General features: G+C 42.5%; 14 protein-coding genes. 12 read left to right on the top strand and 2 right to left on the bottom strand.

Going from position 1 to position 18,038, the window contains the following annotated elements; all coding sequences use genetic code 11:
• The first annotated feature begins 12 nt into the window (after nt 1-12).
• From DW019_RS10535 to DW019_RS10520, 4 genes are all read left to right on the top strand, one after another.
• Nucleotides 13-555 carry an NADH peroxidase gene (locus DW019_RS10535; RefSeq protein WP_022376619.1) on the top strand — a complete coding sequence of 181 codons (543 nt, stop codon included), beginning with the start codon at nt 13-15 and terminating at the stop codon, nt 553-555.
• 405 nt (nt 556-960) lie between these two features.
• Nucleotides 961-3,234, top strand: coding sequence for a protein translocase subunit SecD (gene secD, locus DW019_RS10530; RefSeq protein ID WP_118443333.1), 2,274 nt, complete (start codon nt 961-963; stop codon nt 3,232-3,234).
• 189 nt (nt 3,235-3,423) lie between these two features.
• On the top strand, nt 3,424-4,461 hold the full coding sequence (locus tag DW019_RS10525) for a DUF6273 domain-containing protein (protein WP_118443332.1): 1,038 nt from the start codon (nt 3,424-3,426) through the stop codon (nt 4,459-4,461).
• An 88-nt stretch (nt 4,462-4,549) separates the two neighbouring features.
• Entirely contained in the window at nt 4,550-6,646 is a 2,097-nt protein-coding gene (locus tag DW019_RS10520) for a PDZ domain-containing protein (protein WP_118443331.1), read from the top strand.
• Between the two features lie 17 nt (nt 6,647-6,663).
• Here DW019_RS10520 and DW019_RS10515 read toward each other — a convergent pair whose 3' ends face one another.
• Complete coding sequence (locus DW019_RS10515; RefSeq protein WP_022377177.1) at nt 6,664-7,302, bottom strand: thiamine diphosphokinase; 639 nt, start codon at nt 7,300-7,302, stop codon at nt 6,664-6,666.
• Nucleotides 7,302-8,135: an Mrp/NBP35 family ATP-binding protein gene (locus DW019_RS10510; protein ID WP_118443330.1), complete on the bottom strand. Its 834-nt coding sequence runs from the start codon at nt 8,133-8,135 to the stop codon at nt 7,302-7,304. Before DW019_RS10510 ends, DW019_RS10515 begins: the two co-directional genes overlap by 1 nt.
• A 154-nt stretch (nt 8,136-8,289) precedes the next feature.
• Here DW019_RS10510 and DW019_RS10505 point away from each other — a divergent pair, with 154 nt between their 5' ends.
• The 8 genes from DW019_RS10505 to DW019_RS10470 all read left to right on the top strand — a co-directional run bounded on the left by DW019_RS10505 (nt 8,290) and on the right by DW019_RS10470 (nt 18,008).
• Complete coding sequence (locus DW019_RS10505; protein WP_022377179.1) at nt 8,290-8,877, top strand: hypothetical protein; 588 nt, start codon at nt 8,290-8,292, stop codon at nt 8,875-8,877.
• 761 nt (nt 8,878-9,638) lie between these two features.
• Nucleotides 9,639-10,565, top strand: a complete 927-nt coding sequence (gene hprK, locus DW019_RS10500) for an HPr(Ser) kinase/phosphatase (protein ID WP_117479718.1) — start codon at nt 9,639-9,641, stop codon at nt 10,563-10,565.
• Nucleotides 10,566-10,579: 14 nt separating this feature from the next.
• Nucleotides 10,580-11,503: an ROK family glucokinase gene (locus tag DW019_RS10495; RefSeq protein WP_118443329.1), complete on the top strand. Its 924-nt coding sequence runs from the start codon at nt 10,580-10,582 to the stop codon at nt 11,501-11,503.
• A gap of 12 nt (nt 11,504-11,515) precedes the next feature.
• Entirely contained in the window at nt 11,516-12,385 is an 870-nt protein-coding gene (gene murB / locus DW019_RS10490; protein ID WP_118443328.1) for a UDP-N-acetylmuramate dehydrogenase, read from the top strand.
• Nucleotides 12,386-12,406: 21 nt separating this feature from the next.
• Nucleotides 12,407-13,300 carry an RNase adapter RapZ gene (gene rapZ / locus DW019_RS10485; protein ID WP_022377183.1) on the top strand — a complete coding sequence of 298 codons (894 nt, stop codon included), beginning with the start codon at nt 12,407-12,409 and terminating at the stop codon, nt 13,298-13,300.
• Complete coding sequence (gene whiA, locus DW019_RS10480) at nt 13,279-14,214, top strand: DNA-binding protein WhiA (RefSeq protein WP_022377184.1); 936 nt, start codon at nt 13,279-13,281, stop codon at nt 14,212-14,214. Before rapZ ends, whiA begins: the two co-directional genes overlap by 22 nt.
• Entirely contained in the window at nt 14,195-14,446 is a 252-nt protein-coding gene (locus tag DW019_RS10475) for an HPr family phosphocarrier protein (protein ID WP_022377185.1), read from the top strand. Before whiA ends, DW019_RS10475 begins: the two co-directional genes overlap by 20 nt.
• Nucleotides 14,447-14,540: 94 nt before the next feature.
• Nucleotides 14,541-18,008, top strand: coding sequence for a DNA polymerase III subunit alpha (locus DW019_RS10470; RefSeq protein ID WP_118443327.1), 3,468 nt, complete (start codon nt 14,541-14,543; stop codon nt 18,006-18,008).
• Nucleotides 18,009-18,038: the final 30 nt, after the last annotated feature.

Here is an 18,038-nt window from a genome sequence, read left to right as displayed (position 1 = left end):
GAGTGTATTAGTATGAAGAAATTTGTATGCAGCGTATGTGGATATGTTCACGAAGGAGACAGTGCACCGGAGCAGTGCCCGGTTTGCAAGGCACCGGCAGAAAAATTCAAAGAGCAGACTGGCGAAAGAGAATGGGCAGCAGAACATGTAGTAGGAGTTGCTAAGGGTGTCAGCGAAGACATCGTAGCTGATCTTCGTGCAAACTTTGAAGGAGAATGTTCAGAAGTAGGAATGTATCTTGCTATGGCAAGAGTGGCTCATCGTGAAGGCTATCCGGAAGTAGGTCTTTACTATGAAAAAGCAGCTTGGGAAGAAGCAGAGCATGCTGCAAAATTCGCAGAACTTCTTGGTGAAGTAGTAACTGATTCCACAAAGAAAAACCTGCAGATGCGTGTTGACGCTGAAAATGGTGCAACAGCGGGCAAATTCGACCTTGCAAAACGTGCCAAAGCAGCAGACTTAGACGCTATCCATGACACTGTTCATGAAATGGCAAAAGACGAAGCAAGACATGGCAAAGCATTCGAGGGATTGTTAAAGAGATACTTTGGCTAAGCTCCAAGCCATGCATAAAAATAAAAACAGCCCTTCATTGTGAGTTCACTCACAAATGAAGGGCTGTTTTTATTTTTATATACGGCGCGAGCCGTCCATGAGCCCGCTAGGGCGAATGGAGCAAGGCTTGGAGCAAAGAGAAGAGGGTGCGAGCCGTCCATGAGCCCGTCAGGGCGAATGGGGCAGGGCTTGGAGCAAAGAGAAGAGGGCGCGAGCCGTCCATGAGCCCGCTAGGGCGAATGGGGCAAGGCTTGGAGCAAAGAGAAGAGGGCGCGAGCCGCTTTTGTTTTATACTTGAAGAACCAATTGTTTTGTGATATAATCTAATCTCGAGCAGTGCTCGATAAGGGGGATTTTTACAGTAAGAGACCCTGGTAAGGATTTATAGTAAAGGAGATAAGTAACATGAACAGTAAAGTAAAGGGCGTTTTACAGGTCTTACTGGTTCTTGTGCTGATTGCAGCGTTTGCGTTTGTAGCAGCAAGGGGAATTGGTGGCGCACACAGAGGAAGCGCAAAGAACATTCGTCTTGGATTGGATTTGGAAGGTGGCGTGAGTGTCACATATCAGGCTTACAAGACTGATAGTACCGGTAAGAGAACCGGTGAACAGCCAACCGATAAAGACATGGCAGACACGATTTACAAGATGCAGAAACGTGTGGAAACATTAGAGAGCACGGAAGCTGCAGTATATCAGGAAGGTAGTGACCGTGTCACAATCGATATTCCGGGTGCCAGTGATTCAGAAGAGGTTTTGAAGGAACTTGGTAAAGCTGGAGCGCTTTATTTCATTTTGTATTCAGATCTGAAGACTGAAAAAGGCGGCACACCAAACGAAGGTGATAAAGTCGTTTACGACAAATCGAAAGTCCTTTTGACCGGTGACATGATTGGTGAGGCAACTTCCGGCAGCAGACAGCAGGAAGGCACCGGAAAGACTGAATATGGTGTTTCTATTAAGTTCGCAGGCAAAGGAATTAAGAAATTTGCTAAGATTACCGGAGAGCATGTTGGTGAGCAGCTTGCCATCGTATATGATGAGAAGTTAGTTTCTGCACCAAACCTGAAAGAAGAGATTTCCGGCGGTGAGTGCTGGATTTCGGGAAGCTTTACTTCTGAGTCCGCAGAGCAGCTTGCTTCTACCGTACGTATCGGTGCTCTTCCGTTGGAACTTGAAAATATTCATGGTAACGTAGTAGGAGCAACACTGGGAAGTCAGGCATTGAAATCCAGTTTGTTTGCCGGCGTTGTTGGTTTGATTCTCGTAATCATTTTCATGATTGTTATGTACCGCATCTCCGGTGTGGCAGCCAGCATTGCATTGATTTTCTATGTAGGTGCTATGCTGCTTGCACTGAATGGTTTGAATGTAACATTGACCCTGCCCGGTATTGCGGGTATTATCCTGAGTATTGGTATGGCGGTGGATGCAAACTGTATTATATTTACACGTATCCGCGAGGAATTGGCAACCGGCAAGACGGTAGCGTCTGCGATTGATAATGGATTTTCCAAAGCAATGTCCGCCATTGTCGATGGTAACGTGACAACTTTGATTGCTGCTTTGGTACTGTATCTCAAGGGTTCCGGTACGGTAAAAGGTTTTGCGATGACACTTGGTATTGGTATTGTGTTGTCTATGTTTACTGCTTTGTTTATTACAAAACTTTTGATGAAAGCATTCTGTGCACTGGGTATGACAAATACTTCAATGTATGGTATTCAGAAAGAGCGTAAGACAATTAACTTTATTGGTAACTGGAAGAAATATGTTGTTATTTCCGGAGCTGTTGTTGTAATCTGTGTGGCAGGACTTGTTGTCCGTGCTGCTTCCGGTGGTCCATTATTTAACTATAGTTTAGATTTTGCCGGTGGTAACTCAACATCTGTTGACTTATCTAAGACTGTAACCGATGAAGATAAACAGAAAGCAGAAGATACTGCAAAATCTGTTATTGGAAGCGGTAAGAGTGTTGAAATTTCGGTTGCTGATAATACAAAGATTGTTGTTCGTACTGAGGAACTCAGTGAGCAGAAGTCGGAAGAATTGAAAGCAACGATGGCGAAAACATTTGGCGTGGATGAATCTACCAAAATTGAGTCCGAGTTCATCAGTGGTTCTGTCAGTGATGAAATGAAAGTGGATGCAGCTGTAGCAACTCTGATTGCGACACTTTGTATGTTGCTTTATATCTGGATTCGCTTCCGTAAACTTTCAACCGGTATCAGTGCTGTTTTGGCACTTATTCATGATGTAATTGCTGTGCTGACTGTTTATGTAGTGGCAAGCGCGTTTATTCCGGTCGGAAGTACCTTTATTGCATGTATGCTTACGATTGTCGGATATTCCATCAACGATACCATCGTAGTATTTGACCGTATTCGCGAGAATAAAGCTAAGGCTACATCAAGAACAAGTCTTGCAGAAATTATCAACAAGAGTATTACAGAGACATTGTCTCGTTCCATTAATACTTCGGTAACTACCTTTATCATGGTATTTGTGTTAGCTGTATTCGGTGTGGATTCTGTACGTCAGTTTGCAATTCCGTTGATTGTAGGTATTATTTCCGGATGTTATTCATCCGTATGTGTAGCATCACCATTGTGGTATGTTCTTTCCGGAAAGGGAGAAAAAGAGCAGAAAGCAGTCACTTATTCTAAGAAGAAAAAATAATTCTTTGTGAATAAATATTGGAACAAGAAAAGAAGAAACTACAAATCGGAAAACAGTAATGTTCATGCGAATGATAGTTTCTTCTTTTTCGTATGACGAACAAAAGATGTCAAAAAGTTGATAATTAAGCACAATCTATGTTATACTACCAATACAGCCCGCATAAGAGACAAAGGAGGATTCCAGTGCATGGCAAAGGGAGATAAAAAGAAAAAGAAAAAAGAGGTCATTGAACTGACGCCGGCGGAACGGTTTGTCCAGTTAAAGACATTAAAGAGAGCGACAAGATGCCTTTTAGTAGATGAAGATGTTTATCGTATCTATGTGCGCCTTACAAAAGATTTTGCACAGATGGATGCGTTAGGCAAAGAAACTCCATTTGAAGGATGCGAGGAATGTGCTGCGTTAAGTGAAGAGTGTGCAGCTCTTGCAAAAGAATGGAAAAAGAAACTGCCGGCAGAAAAAGAAGTAATTTCACGAACTGTTACGACAACAGTGAAAAAGCAGGAAGAAGATGACAACAAGAAAAAAGGAATTGTAAAATGGATTGTTCTTGCGGTTATTGTTGCAATGATTGTCTGCTATAATGTTCCGGCAACCCGTTATCAGTTAGCCGGACTTTCTGCAAAAGTTGGTTTTGATAAATGGGCATCGTCCACATACGAAAAACTGGGCGATTATAAAGATTGTAAAAATCAGATTGTTTTGCTTGAGAAAAAAGCCATCGAAAAAGTGAAAATTGGTGGTGTTGTGAAGTTTGGAACTTGTGACTGGATGGTTTTGGAGCGTACAGATGGTAAAGCTCTGCTTACAAAATATATGGCAGATAATAAACATCCATACCATGATAAATCAGAAAAGGTTACATGGGAGAGTTGTGCACTGCGAAAGTATCTGAATGGTGAATTCCTTGAGGACGGTAAATTTACACCAGGGGAATTGGCGATGATTTTGACTACAAATGTTGAAAATGTTGCAAATGAAGAGTTTGGGACGGACGGTGGCAAGAATACGCAAGATAAAGTGTTTTTGATGAATGAGCCGGAGTTTGCCAAATATAAGAAGAAACTGAAAGCAAAGGCAAAGACAATGCGGCTGCGTACACCGGGCAAAGATGCCACGGCAACGACGTATGTTTCTGCACTGGGGGATATTATTACCTATGGTTTCCCGGTGGACGAAAATGGTGCCTGCATACGTCCGACGATGTGGGTAAATTTGAAGTAAGGATGCCTATGTTTTGCCACGATTGCATGATTAAATGTAACTGTTCGGTAAAGGACAGTTACATTTTTTTAGGAAGGAAGCGTAAAATATGAAGTGTAAAAAAAGAATACTATTGTTAGCGCTGTTACTTTTTTCCACTGTATTAATTGGTGGGATGAATGTTCAGGCAAAGAAAAAGACGAAGCCAAAGTCATTGAAAAAAGCAAAGATTACTTTGGCAAAGAGCAGTTATACATATAATGGAAAAGCCAAAAAACCAGCTGTTACCGTAAAACTTGGCAAGAAAAAACTGAAAAAAAACAGGGATTATACGGTCAAGTATACAAAAAATAAAAATGCCGGAACGGCGAAAGTTACAATTAAAGCTAAGAAGGCTAAAAAAGGGAAAAAAGCCAAATATAAGGGCAGCAAAAGCAAAACTTTTAAGATAAAAAAAGCAAGTCGTCTGCTAGTACCGGACAAAGCAGCATATTCAGCCGTTGAAGGAGATGGTTCATTTTCGATTGTAGCTAAACCATCGAAAGGCGGTGGAACGGTAACATATGCCTGTGCGACAGCCGATGTGATCAAAGTCACGAAAGCCGGTAAGGTTACGATTGTTAAAACGTTTGATAAGACATGTAAAACATTGTCCAAGCAGACAAAAGATACGATTAAGAAAGTTTCGACAAAGGTAACCATGAGTGTGCCAGCAACAACAAATTATAAGGCAGCTTCGACTTCCGTTACCGTTACGATTAACAAAAAACCGGTACGTGTTTTCAGTACCTATGACAGTATTAATAAATACAGCTATCCGTCGAAGAGTCCACTGTCTCCGGGATTTACTAATTATAAAAAACTGACAGATTTAAAATGGACAATTGTGGATAAGTATCAGATGCCAGGGCTTGCACCGACTGCTGATGAGGACTGGACAAAAAATTATATTCAGTGTAACAATCTCTGTCCGCAGGGTGTCTGCATGGCAGGAAATTATATGCTTACGACAGCATACTGTATGGATGATTTGCACAACAGCTGCATTTTCGTTTACAACAACAAGACGGGCGAATTTTTAAAGACGCTAGTTTTAAAAGACCAGAAGAGCCACGTGGGTGGAATTACTTATGATGAGAAAAATAAAAACATCTGGGTCTGCCACTCAAACAAAGATAAAACGACAGGAATGTATTCACTTGAGCGCATTACATTGTCGGATTTGGTGAAATATGCGACAGGCAAAAAAGAATATACATCATCCGGTAAAGTGGAACTGCATCAGATTCCAACAAAACCATCGACGATTTCCTACAATAAAAAGGACGGTTATCTGTGGGTGGCACAGTTTAGTGTGGCACCGGTTGCCGGTGACACTTCGGAGGATGAAGATTCGGACGAAGAAGTAGAGGAAAATGATACCAGTGCACCGCGTATGTATGCATATGAGTACGATGCAAAGACAAACGAATTAAATCAGGTTCGTATTGTTACGAATCCTGCCGAAGAGGATTATCTGGGAATCCAGACAAAAGAAGTACAGACAGAAGCAACCGCAGAAAATGAGGCAAAGACAAGTGTTCAGGTTGCAACAGTGTACTCTTCTTCCTCTGTTTTACTTGCGGAAAAAGGAAGCTCTGCTACAGCAAAAGAAAAGCTGAAAAAAGGCGATGTTATTTACTCGGTTAATAATGAGCTGATTACAAGTGCAAAACAGCTTTCGGAATTACTGGAAAAATGTACGAAAGGAACTGCAGTAACGCTGGAAATTCACCGTACAATTCCAGCAGAAAACGAAGGTGCGGAGCCGACAGAGCAGATTTTGACAGGAAAAATTATTTTGGATGTCCGTGGCAATGTGTTGTACCGCAGCACACCGAATTATGTGCAGGGAATTACATTTTCCGGAGACCGTACAATCTTTAGCTGTTCCTATGGAAGAAACAGTACAAAGAAGAGATTTTTATCCGAATTACAGGTGTATAACCGTGCAGATGCGACCGATGATACGATGCTTGGCGAGTTAGAACTTGCCGTAGCACTGCCGCCAATGGTAGAGGAAGTAGAAGTTGTGGGAGATGAAGTGTATATGATATTTGAATCCGCTGCCACCACGTATCTGGAAGGAACGGATGGCAAGGGTCAGAGTACCTGTCCGATTGACAAAATGATTGCCGTAAAACTCGGACTTGATTCAATAAAATAGAAATATAAATAGAAAATTTAAGGGCGATTCCACAAAACAGCTAATGTGCCATTTGACACGCTGATGCTTCCCTTTCTGCCGGTAAACTCATTGCTGACACCAAGAGGGAATGAATTTGTGAGGGTCGCCCCTTCTACTTCATAATGAAATCCCTGAATGGTGACATTTGTGCTCACGTCGCTCAAAGAAAAGACGGAACATATATTTCCGGTGGTATTTTCCGGTAAATCTTTTCCGAATGTAATGACGCCGTTTGTGACAACTTTTAGTGCATAGTCATCTCCAATTAAGGTTCCGACGGCATTATGCCGGTTTAAGAATGTAAGCGTCTGAATATTAGCTAATGTGTGGTCTAAGCGGCCGCCTAAACCGCCATAAATTTCAAAATTTGTGTATCCTTTTTCCAAACCAAGTCGTGCGGCAAGCATCATGTCCGTATCATCTTTTTCTTTTGGGTGTCGGATGCAGTCGGATGGCAGATGGCTGGATGCCGAAACGGAATCAAAGTCACCAATCACATAGTCGGCACGCAGCCCGATTTTTTCTAAATAGTCAAAGCCGCCATCAACAGCGATGACCAAATCATCTTTTCCTAATTCGATATGGCAGGGGGATTGTTCCCCTGCCCCAAATAAATAACAGACTTTTGTATCCACTATCTCTGACCTCTTTCAATAACAAGCGCAGCATCCTCCAGATAGGAGCAATCCAAATCCTCTACCGTGCCGTTGTCGCAGGCAGAAGCAAGTGACGGGTTAATTGGCATCTGGGCGAGTACCGGTACATGGTATTCTTCAGCAATTTCACTGATGTGGCTCTCGCCAAATACATGAATTTTCTTACCGCAGTCAGGGCAGAGTGCATAGCTCATATTTTCCACAAGACCAAGAACCGGAATATTCATAAGAGAAGCCATTTTCATTGCTTTACCAACAATCATAGAAACCAAATCCTGCGGACTTGTAACAACGACAATGCCATCAATCGGAATGTTCTGGAATACGGTAAGTGCAACATCACCGGTTCCGGGCGGCATATCGACAAACAGATAATCGACATTATCCCAAAGGGTGTCAGACCAGAACTGGCGAACCGTTCCGCCAATCACCGGACCACGCCATACAACCGGGTCACTTTCATTTTCCAAAAGAACATTAATGGACATAATATCCACGCCGTATTTTTTTGATTTTACAGGGAAAATCGTTGTTTCATTTCCCTGCGCTTTTTCGGTGATACCAAATGCCTTCGGAATCGAAGGACCGGTAATATCGGCATCCAAAATACCGCAGTGGTATCCACGACGCGCAAATTCAACCGCAAGCAAATCGGTAACCATTGATTTTCCTACGCCGCCCTTTCCGCTGACGACACCGATAACCTTGCCGATTTTGCTATTTGGATGTGGTGCTACTAAGAGACTTTTTGGGTCTTTTGAACCGCAATTGCTGCTACAGGTGGAGCAGTCGTGCGTACATTCTTCACTCATTTTAATTTCTCCTTAATAAAAATATTTCTATGCTTACTCTAGTACGAAAGGGGCAGATTTGTCAAGTTGTAATATTATGAGGGAAAACTGCCGATAATATACTTACAGATATGTTGTAAATGGATTTGCGAAAAGAACACAAGGAGGTGTTTGCATGACGACGTTAGGAGAACTGCGGAATAAATTCAGTGCAGTACATAAGCAGTACAATTCAACGGCGTTTGAATTGTCTAAAAAACTAAATGAGACGAAGGAATTGATAAAGCGTGTTCCCGAAGGAGACAAACTGTTTGGGGAACAGGCAGCGGTTTTGGAACTCCAGTACAATGCGGTGAAAGACCAGCAGAAGATTTATGATGATTTCATTCACCAGTTTATGGACAAATGGGATGCTGAGCGTGAGATGGTAAGCGCAAAGCAAAATGCCGAAGCAGAAGGGGATTATTATAAGGAAATGGGTAAAATTCTTGCGGTGGCAATGCGCATGTTCCACGGGGATATCGTTCCCGGCTCGGACGAGAAAAAACTTATGGAATTCGACAGTGATTTGTATCAGATGGCGAAAAACGCACAGATGATGGCAAAGCTTAAAGAACGGAAAAAGTATGATTCGTTGTGGGACGATGAGGAGAAAAAAGAATTGGAAGACCCTATAGAAGCCGCGGATGCAAAAGAAACATCACTTGAAGCACCGGAGGTTGTAAGTGTGGATGAGGTAATCGCAAAAAGTACCGAAGGATGAGCAGTGGGCGGATTTTGGCTTTGTAAGTCATCAAGAAAAGTTTGCGTTTCGTGGGCGCTTGCGCTCATTGAGTGCGTAGCGGTATGGGCACTGAAACTACCAGTGCCACATACCGACGTACTCAAAACCCACTCTCCACAAATCTTTTCTTGATGATTTACTGAAACTCCAAAAGCCTTCCAAGCTGTTAATTGTTAAAAATTGGCCATTTGAAGGCTTTTTTTGATGAGGGCAGAGCCTTATGCAACCTTAACCTTTATAAAAAGATAAAAGAGTTGCATGAATTTTGAAAAGATGCATCTGCAAGCAACCTAAAAGCAGGAAATGAGAAGAAAGGGTTGTGTTTTTCGTGTGATTTGTCCGAATAAAGTCAGATAATCAGGTGAAAATGCAACCATTTAGGTAAAATTAGGTGAAAAGAGTTGTCTAGAAAGTATGTACCTCTTCACCTCCCCAAAAAACAAAAATCTCACCGCAGAAATATGCGAAGTGTTCGTTACTAGTCTTTTTAGTATTCCAGTAATTTATCAAGAAAAGATTTGTGGAGAGTGGGTACAAACACGTGGGTATCTGGCATGCGTAGTTGGCATGCCGATACCCCTACGCGTTTGTTTAGCGAGAGCACCCACGAAACACAAACTTTTCTTGATAAATTACGGAACCTAAAAAACTAGCAACGAACACTTCCCACAAACTACCGTTGAAAAACGCCCCCCAATATGGTATCATCACAATAGAATATCAGGGAAGGAAGTACTGCCATGTATACAGTGTCTTTAGAAAAATTTATCCAGAAAATGAAAGTTAAAAATCTTACACCGGATGTTGATATTTCGGCGATTGAAATTACGCAGTCAGACGTAAACCGTCCGGCGTTACAGCTTGCGGGTTTTTTTGATTATTTTGACCATCACCGAATCCAGATTATCGGTCAGGTAGAACATACGTATATGGAAAAGCAGGGAATTGAGGAAAGTCTTAAGCAGATGAAACGAATTCTCTCTTACAAAGTTCCGGGCATTGTTTTTTGCCGTGATTTGCCGGTGCCGGAAGAGTTTTTGCAGTTGGCGAACGAATATGAGATTCCGATTTTACAGTCGCACGCTGACACTTCTGCATTTTCCGCTGAGGTTACGAGATGGCTGAAAGTAGAACTGGCACCTAGAATCAGTATTCATGGCGTGCTTGTTGACATTTACGGCGAGGGCGTACTGATTACCGGTGAGAGCGGTATCGGTAAAAGTGAGGTTGCGCTGGAATTGATTCACAGAGGACACCGATTGGTTTCAGATGATGTGGTAGAAATCAAAAAAGTAAGTGATGAGACGCTGATTGGTTCAGCTCCGGATATAACAAGACATTTCATTGAACTGCGAGGCATTGGAATTATTGATGCCAAGACACTCTTTGGTGTAGAAAGTGTAAAAAACACACAGTCGATTGACCTTGTCATTCAGTTGGAAGAGTGGAACAAGGAGCAGGAATATGACCGCATGGGATTGGAAGAGCAGTACATTGAATACCTTGGAAATAAAGTAGTCTGTCATTCGATTCCGATTCGACCGGGACGAAATGTAGCCATTATCTGCGAGTCGGCGGCGGTTAATTACCGACAGAAGAAGATGGGATATAATGCAGCGAGAGAATTGTACAACCGTGTGACGAGTAATAACTTTGGTAAGGCATAGAAAGGACGGATGATATGGCACAGTATTATGTTGGGGTTGATGTGGGAGGAACGACCGTAAAGATGGGAATGTTCTCAGATACCGGAGAACTTTTGGATAAATGGGAAATTCCGACGAGACGAAAAAATAATGGAAAGTATATTCTGTCAGATATTGTAGATAGTATCGAAGAAAAAAGAGAAACCTTTGAGGGGAATATCAAAGGAATCGGTGTTGGTATTCCGGGACCGGTTACTGCTGACGGAACAGTATTAAAATGTGCCAATCTGGGATGGGATGTATTCTCGGTTTCTAACAAACTGGCAAGTTTAACCGGCGTTGGCAATGTAAAAGTTGGAAACGATGCGAATGTAGCTGCGCTTGGCGAGATGTGGAAAGGCGGTGGCAGAGGCTATGACAGTATTGTCATGGTGACACTTGGTACCGGCGTTGGCGGCGGTGTCATTTTACAGGGAAAAATTTTGACCGGCTGTAAAGGTGCCGGTGGAGAAATCGGTCATATGAAAGTTAATATGGATGAAACTCGTGTCTGCGGATGCGGAAACAAAGGCTGTTTGGAACAGTATGCTTCGGCAACCGGAATTGTGAATATGGCAAAAGAAAATGTACCGGAAGGTTCTTACTTAGCAGATAAAAAAGTTACGGCAAAAGCTGTTTTTGATGGTGCCAAAGAGGGCGATGCTTACTGCATGGAAGTGGTTGAGAAATTTGGCAGATATTTAGGCGTTGCATTAAGTAATGTTGCTCATGTGGTAGATCCGGAAGCCTTTGTTATCGGCGGCGGGGTATCAGCAGCAGGACAGATTCTTTTAGATGTAGTAGAAAAATATTATAATGAAAATTCCATGTTTGCCTTGAAAAACAAGAGTTTCCACTTGGCAGAACTTGGCAATGATGCCGGCATTTATGGTGCTGTGCGAATGGTGCTTTTTAAATAGAAGGAGAGAAAAATGATTCGACTGGAACAGGAACCGCTGCGGACTCATACGACATTTCGGATTGGCGGACCGGCAGCGTACTATTTCATACCGGAGCGAGAAGAAGAAATTATTGAGGCACTGGATTTTGCAAAAGAAAAAGGACTTTCTTACTATGTGATTGGAAAGGGAAGTAATATGCTCTTTTCCGATGACGGTTTTGATGGTGTTATCATTGAAATTGGAAAGGGATTGGAAAAAATAGAAATCTCAGATGATGGTGTTGTGACGGCACAGGCTGGTGTTTCGTTAGCTTATATGGCATCTCGATTGGCTTCAAAAGGGTTAAAGGGGTTTGCCTTTGCCGGAGGAATTCCGGGAACATTAGGCGGAGGTGTTGCGATGAATGCCGGTGCCTATGGTGGAGAAATCAAAGATTGTATTGTAAGTGCCAAAATATTGACTAAAGAGGGTGAAAGAATTGTCTTAGATAAAGAGGCATTGCAGCTTTCCTATCGAAACAGTGTGATTCTTCAAAAAGGCTATTTGGTTTTAGAGGCAACATTTTCTTTTGAAAAGGGAAATCCGGCAGAAATTCAGGAAGAAATCAAAGAGTTAAATAAAAGACGCCGCGAAAAACAGCCGTTAGAGTACCCGAGTGCAGGCAGCACATTTAAACGTCCGGAGGGATATTTTGCCGGAAAACTGATTGAAGATGCAGGACTTAGGGGATACCGTGTGGGTGACGCGCAGGTTTCCGAAAAGCATTGCGGCTTTGTGGTAAACCGCGGTGAGGCGACTGCCAAAGATGTGGCGCAGTTAATAAGTGATGTGCAGAATCGTGTGATGGATGAATTTGGCGTTAAGTTAGAGCCGGAAGTCCGCATGATTGGTTTTGAATAATAAGAAAAGGGGGAACTTTGCATGAGATTTGTCATAGTAACCGGGATGAGTGGCTCCGGAAAGAGTTCCGTAATGAAAATATTAGAAGATGATGGATATTTCTGTGTGGATAACCTGCCGTTGTCTTTACTGCCTACGTTGATTCAATTGACGGAGGATTCCAGCGAGGAAATTGAGCGGGTGGCACTTGGCATTGACATCCGTGGCGGATATCGTTCGTTAAAAGAAGCCGCTCATGTACTGGATGATTTAAAAAGCAGAGGTTATACGCTGGAAATTTTATTTTTGGAAGCGTCAACGTCAGTTCTTGTAAAGCGCTATAAAGAGACAAGAAGAATGCATCCGCTGGCACAGGGCGGCCGCATGGATAAAGCAATTGAAGATGAGAGAGCACTTCTTTCCGAACTGAAAAAAAGGGCGGACTACATCATTGATACAACGACACTTTTGATACGTGAATTGAAACAGGAGATTGACCGCATTTTTGTGGAGCATGAGGATTTTTGCAACTTTTATCTCACATTTGTTTCTTTTGGATTTAAGTATGGAATTCCTTCGGATGCCGATTTGGTTTTTGACGTGAGATTTTTACCGAACCCTTTTTATGTGGATGAATTAAAACCACTTACCGGAGATGACAAGCCGGTATACGATTATGTTATGAGTTCACCAAAGGCAGTTGAGTTTAGAAACAAAATGAAAGATATGCTTGATTTTCTGATTCCAAACTACATTGCGGAGGGAAAAACGCAGTTGGTGATTGCAATTGGCTGTACGGGCGGCAAGCATCGTTCCGTGACATTAACCAATGCGATGTATGAGGAGTATGCAAACACGGAATATGGCTGCAAAAAAGAGCATAGAGATATAGAGAAGGACCGGTTAAGATATATATGTCGTTCGCAGGAAAAGTAAAAGAAGAACTGCTTGGGCAAATGGGAAAAGCCAGACATTGCCAGTTAGCAGAACTGGCGGCGTTTTTTGCCGTGTGTGGGCAGATTTACATGAATGAAGAAGGTGAATGTCAGGTTAAGTTTGTGACAGAAAACTTGACAGTTGCGAAGAAATGCTATATGTTAGTTAAGAGAGTCTTTCATATTGTGCCGGATGTGTCCGTAAGCGGACATCATCAATATTCACTTTTTCTATTGGAAGATGAAGATGCAAGGGACTTTATGAAAGCAATTCGAGTGCAGGAATATTCGCCATTTTCGGTGGAGTGTATTGGACAAAAAGCCTGTTGCAACCGGGCTTTTTTAAGGGGAGTCTTTTTGACAAGTGGTTCCGTTACCGACCCAAACAGTGGGTATCATTTGGAAATCGCAGCTGGAGATAGAGAACATGCTGCTCGGATTTTGGAGATTATGGGTATTTTTGGAATTGAGGCAAAAACGATAGAAAGAAAGCATAATTTTGTCGTATACATGAAAGAAGGAGCGGCGATTGTTGATTTTTTGAATGTTGTCGGTGCGCACAAGGCACTGATGGAATTTGAAAATGTTCGCATTTTGAAAGAAATGCGAAATTCCATTAACCGTCAGGTAAATTGTGAGACCGCAAACATTAAGAAGACGGTTTCGGCAGCAGCAAGACAGACGGAAGACATCCGTTATATTCATGATACGATAGGCTTTGGTAATTTATCTGAGAATTTGTCGCAGATTGCGAAATTACGTTTGGAGAATCCGGATGTTTCGCTGAAAGAATTGGGACAGATGTTAGAACCGCCAATTGGAAAATCCGGGGTGAACCACCGATTGCGCAAATTAAGTGAGATAGCACAAGGACTGCGATTACAAGGAGGAAAACATGATAAGGAAGAACATTGACGTCAGTTTAGGCGAGGATGGAGCAAGACCAATTGCTATGCTGGTTCAATTAGCAAGCCAGTATGTGAGTAACATTGAAATCCATCGTGATACTATGACAGTAAATGCAAAAAGTATTATGGGCATGATGACACTGGGACTCGCAAAGGGACAAAAGCTGGAGCTTCTTATTGATGGGGAAGACGAAGAGACTGCTATGAAAGAGATGGAGAATTACCTGACCGGAAATTAGCAGATAAGAAATAGTAATGGTTACAGGCTACTGTCCGAACCGGGATGTTACGGTTTGTATAGCGGCCTTTTTATTTTAGTGAATGGGGGATACCATGGAATTTACGCATTTGCATGTACATACGGAATATAGTTTGTTAGATGGCTCCAGTAAAATCAAGGAGCTTGTGAGTCGTGCCAAAGAATTGGGAATGGACAGTCTGGCAATTACCGACCATGGCGTGATGTATGGCGTGGTTGATTTTTACCGTGCGGCAAAAGCAGCAGGAATTAATCCGGTTTTGGGATGTGAAATTTATGTGGCACCCGGTTCACGCTTTGACAGGGAAGCAGGAAATGCAAAAGAAAGCCGTTATCATCACCTGGTGCTTTTAGCAGAGAATGATATAGGATATGCAAATCTTGTTAAAATTGTTTCCCGTGGTTTTACAGAAGAATTTTATTATAAGCCACGAGTGGATTATGATGTGTTAGAAAAATATCATGAGGGAATTATTGCGCTGAGTGCATGCCTCGCAGGTTCAATTCCAAGTTTTCTACGCCGTGGGCTGTATGAAGAGGCAAAGCAGGAAGCGTACCGGTTACAGGGGATTTTTGGTGAAAATAATTTCTTTTTAGAACTTCAGGATCATGGTATTCCGGATCAGAAGACGGTCAATCAGGGACTGCTTCGTCTGCATCAGGAGACAGGGATTGATTTGGTGGCGACGAACGACGTCCACTACATTTACGATTCGGATGCAGAAGCACACGACATTCTTTTATGCATTCAGACCGGAAAGAAAGTCAGTGATACCGACCGTATGCGCTACGAGGGCGGACAGTATTATTTGAAATCTGCTGAGGAGATGGAGGCATTATTTCCGTATGCCAAAGAGGCGCTTGAAAACACTCATAAAATCGCCGAGAGATGTCATGTTGAAATTGAGTTTGGTGATTATAAACTGCCGCACTTTGATGTGCCGGAGGGAGAGACTTCTGAAAGCTATCTGCGAAAACTCTGCAAAGAGGGGCTTTATAAACGTTATCCAAAGGAGCAGGCAGAGCAGTTGGAAGAGCGGTTAAATTATGAGCTTGATACCATTTCTACGATGGGATTTGTTGATTACTTTTTGATTGTTTGGGATTTTATTAAATATGCGAAAGACCATGGAATTCCGGTAGGTCCGGGACGTGGTTCTGCAGCCGGCTCTTTGGTGGCATATTCTTTGAATATTACGGATTTGATTGATCCGATTAAATATAACCTTTTGTTTGAGCGTTTTCTAAATCCGGAACGTGTGACGATGCCGGATATTGATATTGACTTCTGCTATGAAAGACGTCAGGAAGTTATTGATTATGTAACGAGAAAATACGGAGCCGACCACGTGGTGCAGATTGTAACATTTGGTACGATGTCAGCGCGTATGGTAATCCGCGATGTCGGACGTGTGTTAGACCTTCCGTATGCATATGTAGATAGTGTGGCAAAGGCGATTCCAATGGAGCTTGGTATTACGATTGCAAAAGCGATGAAAATGAATCCGGAACTGCGCACGATGTATGAAACGGATGATTCAGCGAAGAAACTGATTGATATGGCAATGCGTTTAGAGGGACTTCCCAGACATACTTCTGTTCATGCGGCGGGTGTTGTAATCAGTCCAAAACCGGTCGATGAATTCGTTCCGCTATCAAGGGCTTCGGATGGCAACATTACGACGCAGTACACGATGGTAACGTTAGAGGAATTAGGTCTTTTGAAAATGGATTTTCTGGGACTTCGTACGCTGACGGTAATCCAGAATGCGATTCATGGTGCGTTTGATGTACACGACATTGACTATAATGATAAAGAAGTATTTGATATGATAAGTTCCGGACACACAGAAGGCGTGTTCCAGTTAGAAAGTGCGGGGATGAAAAACTTCATGAAAGAGTTAAAGCCGCACAGCATGGAAGATATTATCGCCGGAATTTCTTTATATCGTCCGGGACCGATGGATTTTATTCCGAAATATATAGAGGGAAAAAATAATCAGGATAATATTCAGTATGACTGCAAGGAACTAGAGCCGATTTTAGCACCGACCTATGGCTGTATTGTCTATCAGGAGCAGGTTATGCAGATTGTGCGTGATCTGGCCGGGTACAGTTATGGGCGAAGCGACCAGGTGCGCCGCGCCATGTCTAAGAAAAAAGCAGATGTCATGGAGAAAGAAAAGAATTATTTCATCTATGGCAATGAAGAAATTGGCGTGGAAGGCTGCATTAAGCGAGGAATCCCGGAAGAAGTGGCAATTAAAATATTTGATGATATGACCGATTTTGCGAAATATGCGTTTAACAAATCGCATGCGGCGGCTTACGCTGTCGTTTCATATCAGACAGCGTATCTAAAATGTCATTATCCGGTTGATTTTATGGCGGCGTTGATGACTTCTTTTATGGAGCATACCGGGAAAATTACGGAGTACATTATGAACTGCCGTAAAATGGGAATTGAAATTCTGCCACCGGATATCAACGAGGGAGAGTATCGTTTTACGCCGTATGAAGGAAATATCCGCTATGGACTTGCTGCTATCAAGGGAGTCGGCAGACCGGTTATTGATGAAATTGTCGCAGAGCGCAAGCTTGGCGGCAGATACCGCTCGTTGAAAGACTTCTGCATGCGTTTATCTGGAAAATCGGTGAATAAACGAACTGTTGAAAGTTTTATTAAGTCGGGCGCACTTGACAGCCTGCCGGGGACCAGAAAGCAGAAAATGTATTCTTACATCAGCATTATGGATGGTGTAAATCAGGAGAAGAAAGGAACGCTTTCCGGTCAGATGTCCTTGTTTGATTTTGCCAGTCCGGAGGAACAAAAAGAGTTAGAAGTAAAAATGCCGGATGTAGGTGAATACGAAAAAGAAGAAATTTTAGGTTTTGAAAAAGAAGTGCTGGGTGTGTATATCAGTGGCCATCCGCTGGAAGAATATGTGGCAACATTAGAGAAAAATATTACACGTACGACGGCTGACTTCGAAGTGGTTGACGGCGAGACGGAGCCGAAAGTGAAAGACCAGGAGAGAGCGGTTATCGGCGGTATGATTACCGGACGAACGGTAAAAGCAACCCGTACGAATAACATGATGGCATTTCTTACGGTAGAAGATTTGTATGGAACGGTAGAAGTCATTGTCTTTCCACGCGATTATGAAAAATACCGCACACTTTTAGAGGAAGATGCAAAAGTATTTATTCAAGGCCGTGTGACTGTTGAAGAGGACAAGCCTGCGAAACTTATTTGCTCCGGTGTTGTGCCATTTGATGCCGTGGAAAAAGAACTGTGGATTCAATTTCCAACACGTGCGGATTATGAAGAAGCAGAGCAGACTTTATTTGCCATTCTTGGAAATTACGATGGCACGGAAAATGTTTATATTTATTTGTCGAAAGACCGTGCGAGAAAACTTTTGCCAAAGAGCCGGTGCACGAAAGTATGCAAAGAATTGCTGTCGGAATTGTATACTAAATTTGGCGAGGATAATGTGAAAGTCACGGAAAAGAGTATTGAAAAAAAATTCCGGGCATAGTAAAATATACATGTATGAGAAATGATAAAT

This window comes from Clostridium sp. AF37-5 (assembly GCF_003477605.1).
Classification (GTDB): Bacteria; Bacillota; Clostridia; order Lachnospirales; family Lachnospiraceae; genus Eubacterium_F.
Note: the sequence above shows the minus strand (reverse complement) of the source record. Positions and strands in the feature narration are given on the sequence as shown.

What these genes read in the sequence shown, in the direction of transcription:
- hprK (WP_117479718.1), top strand. Translation starts at nt 9,639, where the DNA reads ATGTATACAGTGTCTTTAGAAAAATTTATCCAGAAAATGAAAGTTAAA.
- murB (WP_118443328.1), top strand. Translation starts at nt 11,516, where the DNA reads ATGATTCGACTGGAACAGGAACCGCTGCGGACTCATACGACATTTCGG.
- DW019_RS10535 (WP_022376619.1), top strand. Translation starts at nt 13, where the DNA reads ATGAAGAAATTTGTATGCAGCGTATGTGGATATGTTCACGAAGGAGAC.
- secD (WP_118443333.1), top strand. Translation starts at nt 961, where the DNA reads ATGAACAGTAAAGTAAAGGGCGTTTTACAGGTCTTACTGGTTCTTGTG.
- DW019_RS10475 (WP_022377185.1), top strand. Translation starts at nt 14,195, where the DNA reads ATGATAAGGAAGAACATTGACGTCAGTTTAGGCGAGGATGGAGCAAGA.
- DW019_RS10510 (WP_118443330.1), bottom strand. Translation starts at nt 8,135, where the DNA reads ATGAGTGAAGAATGTACGCACGACTGCTCCACCTGTAGCAGCAATTGC.
- DW019_RS10505 (WP_022377179.1), top strand. Translation starts at nt 8,290, where the DNA reads ATGACGACGTTAGGAGAACTGCGGAATAAATTCAGTGCAGTACATAAG.
- DW019_RS10470 (WP_118443327.1), top strand. Translation starts at nt 14,541, where the DNA reads ATGGAATTTACGCATTTGCATGTACATACGGAATATAGTTTGTTAGAT.
- DW019_RS10495 (WP_118443329.1), top strand. Translation starts at nt 10,580, where the DNA reads ATGGCACAGTATTATGTTGGGGTTGATGTGGGAGGAACGACCGTAAAG.
- DW019_RS10520 (WP_118443331.1), top strand. Translation starts at nt 4,550, where the DNA reads ATGAAGTGTAAAAAAAGAATACTATTGTTAGCGCTGTTACTTTTTTCC.
- whiA (WP_022377184.1), top strand. Translation starts at nt 13,279, where the DNA reads ATGTCGTTCGCAGGAAAAGTAAAAGAAGAACTGCTTGGGCAAATGGGA.
- rapZ (WP_022377183.1), top strand. Translation starts at nt 12,407, where the DNA reads ATGAGATTTGTCATAGTAACCGGGATGAGTGGCTCCGGAAAGAGTTCC.
- DW019_RS10525 (WP_118443332.1), top strand. Translation starts at nt 3,424, where the DNA reads ATGGCAAAGGGAGATAAAAAGAAAAAGAAAAAAGAGGTCATTGAACTG.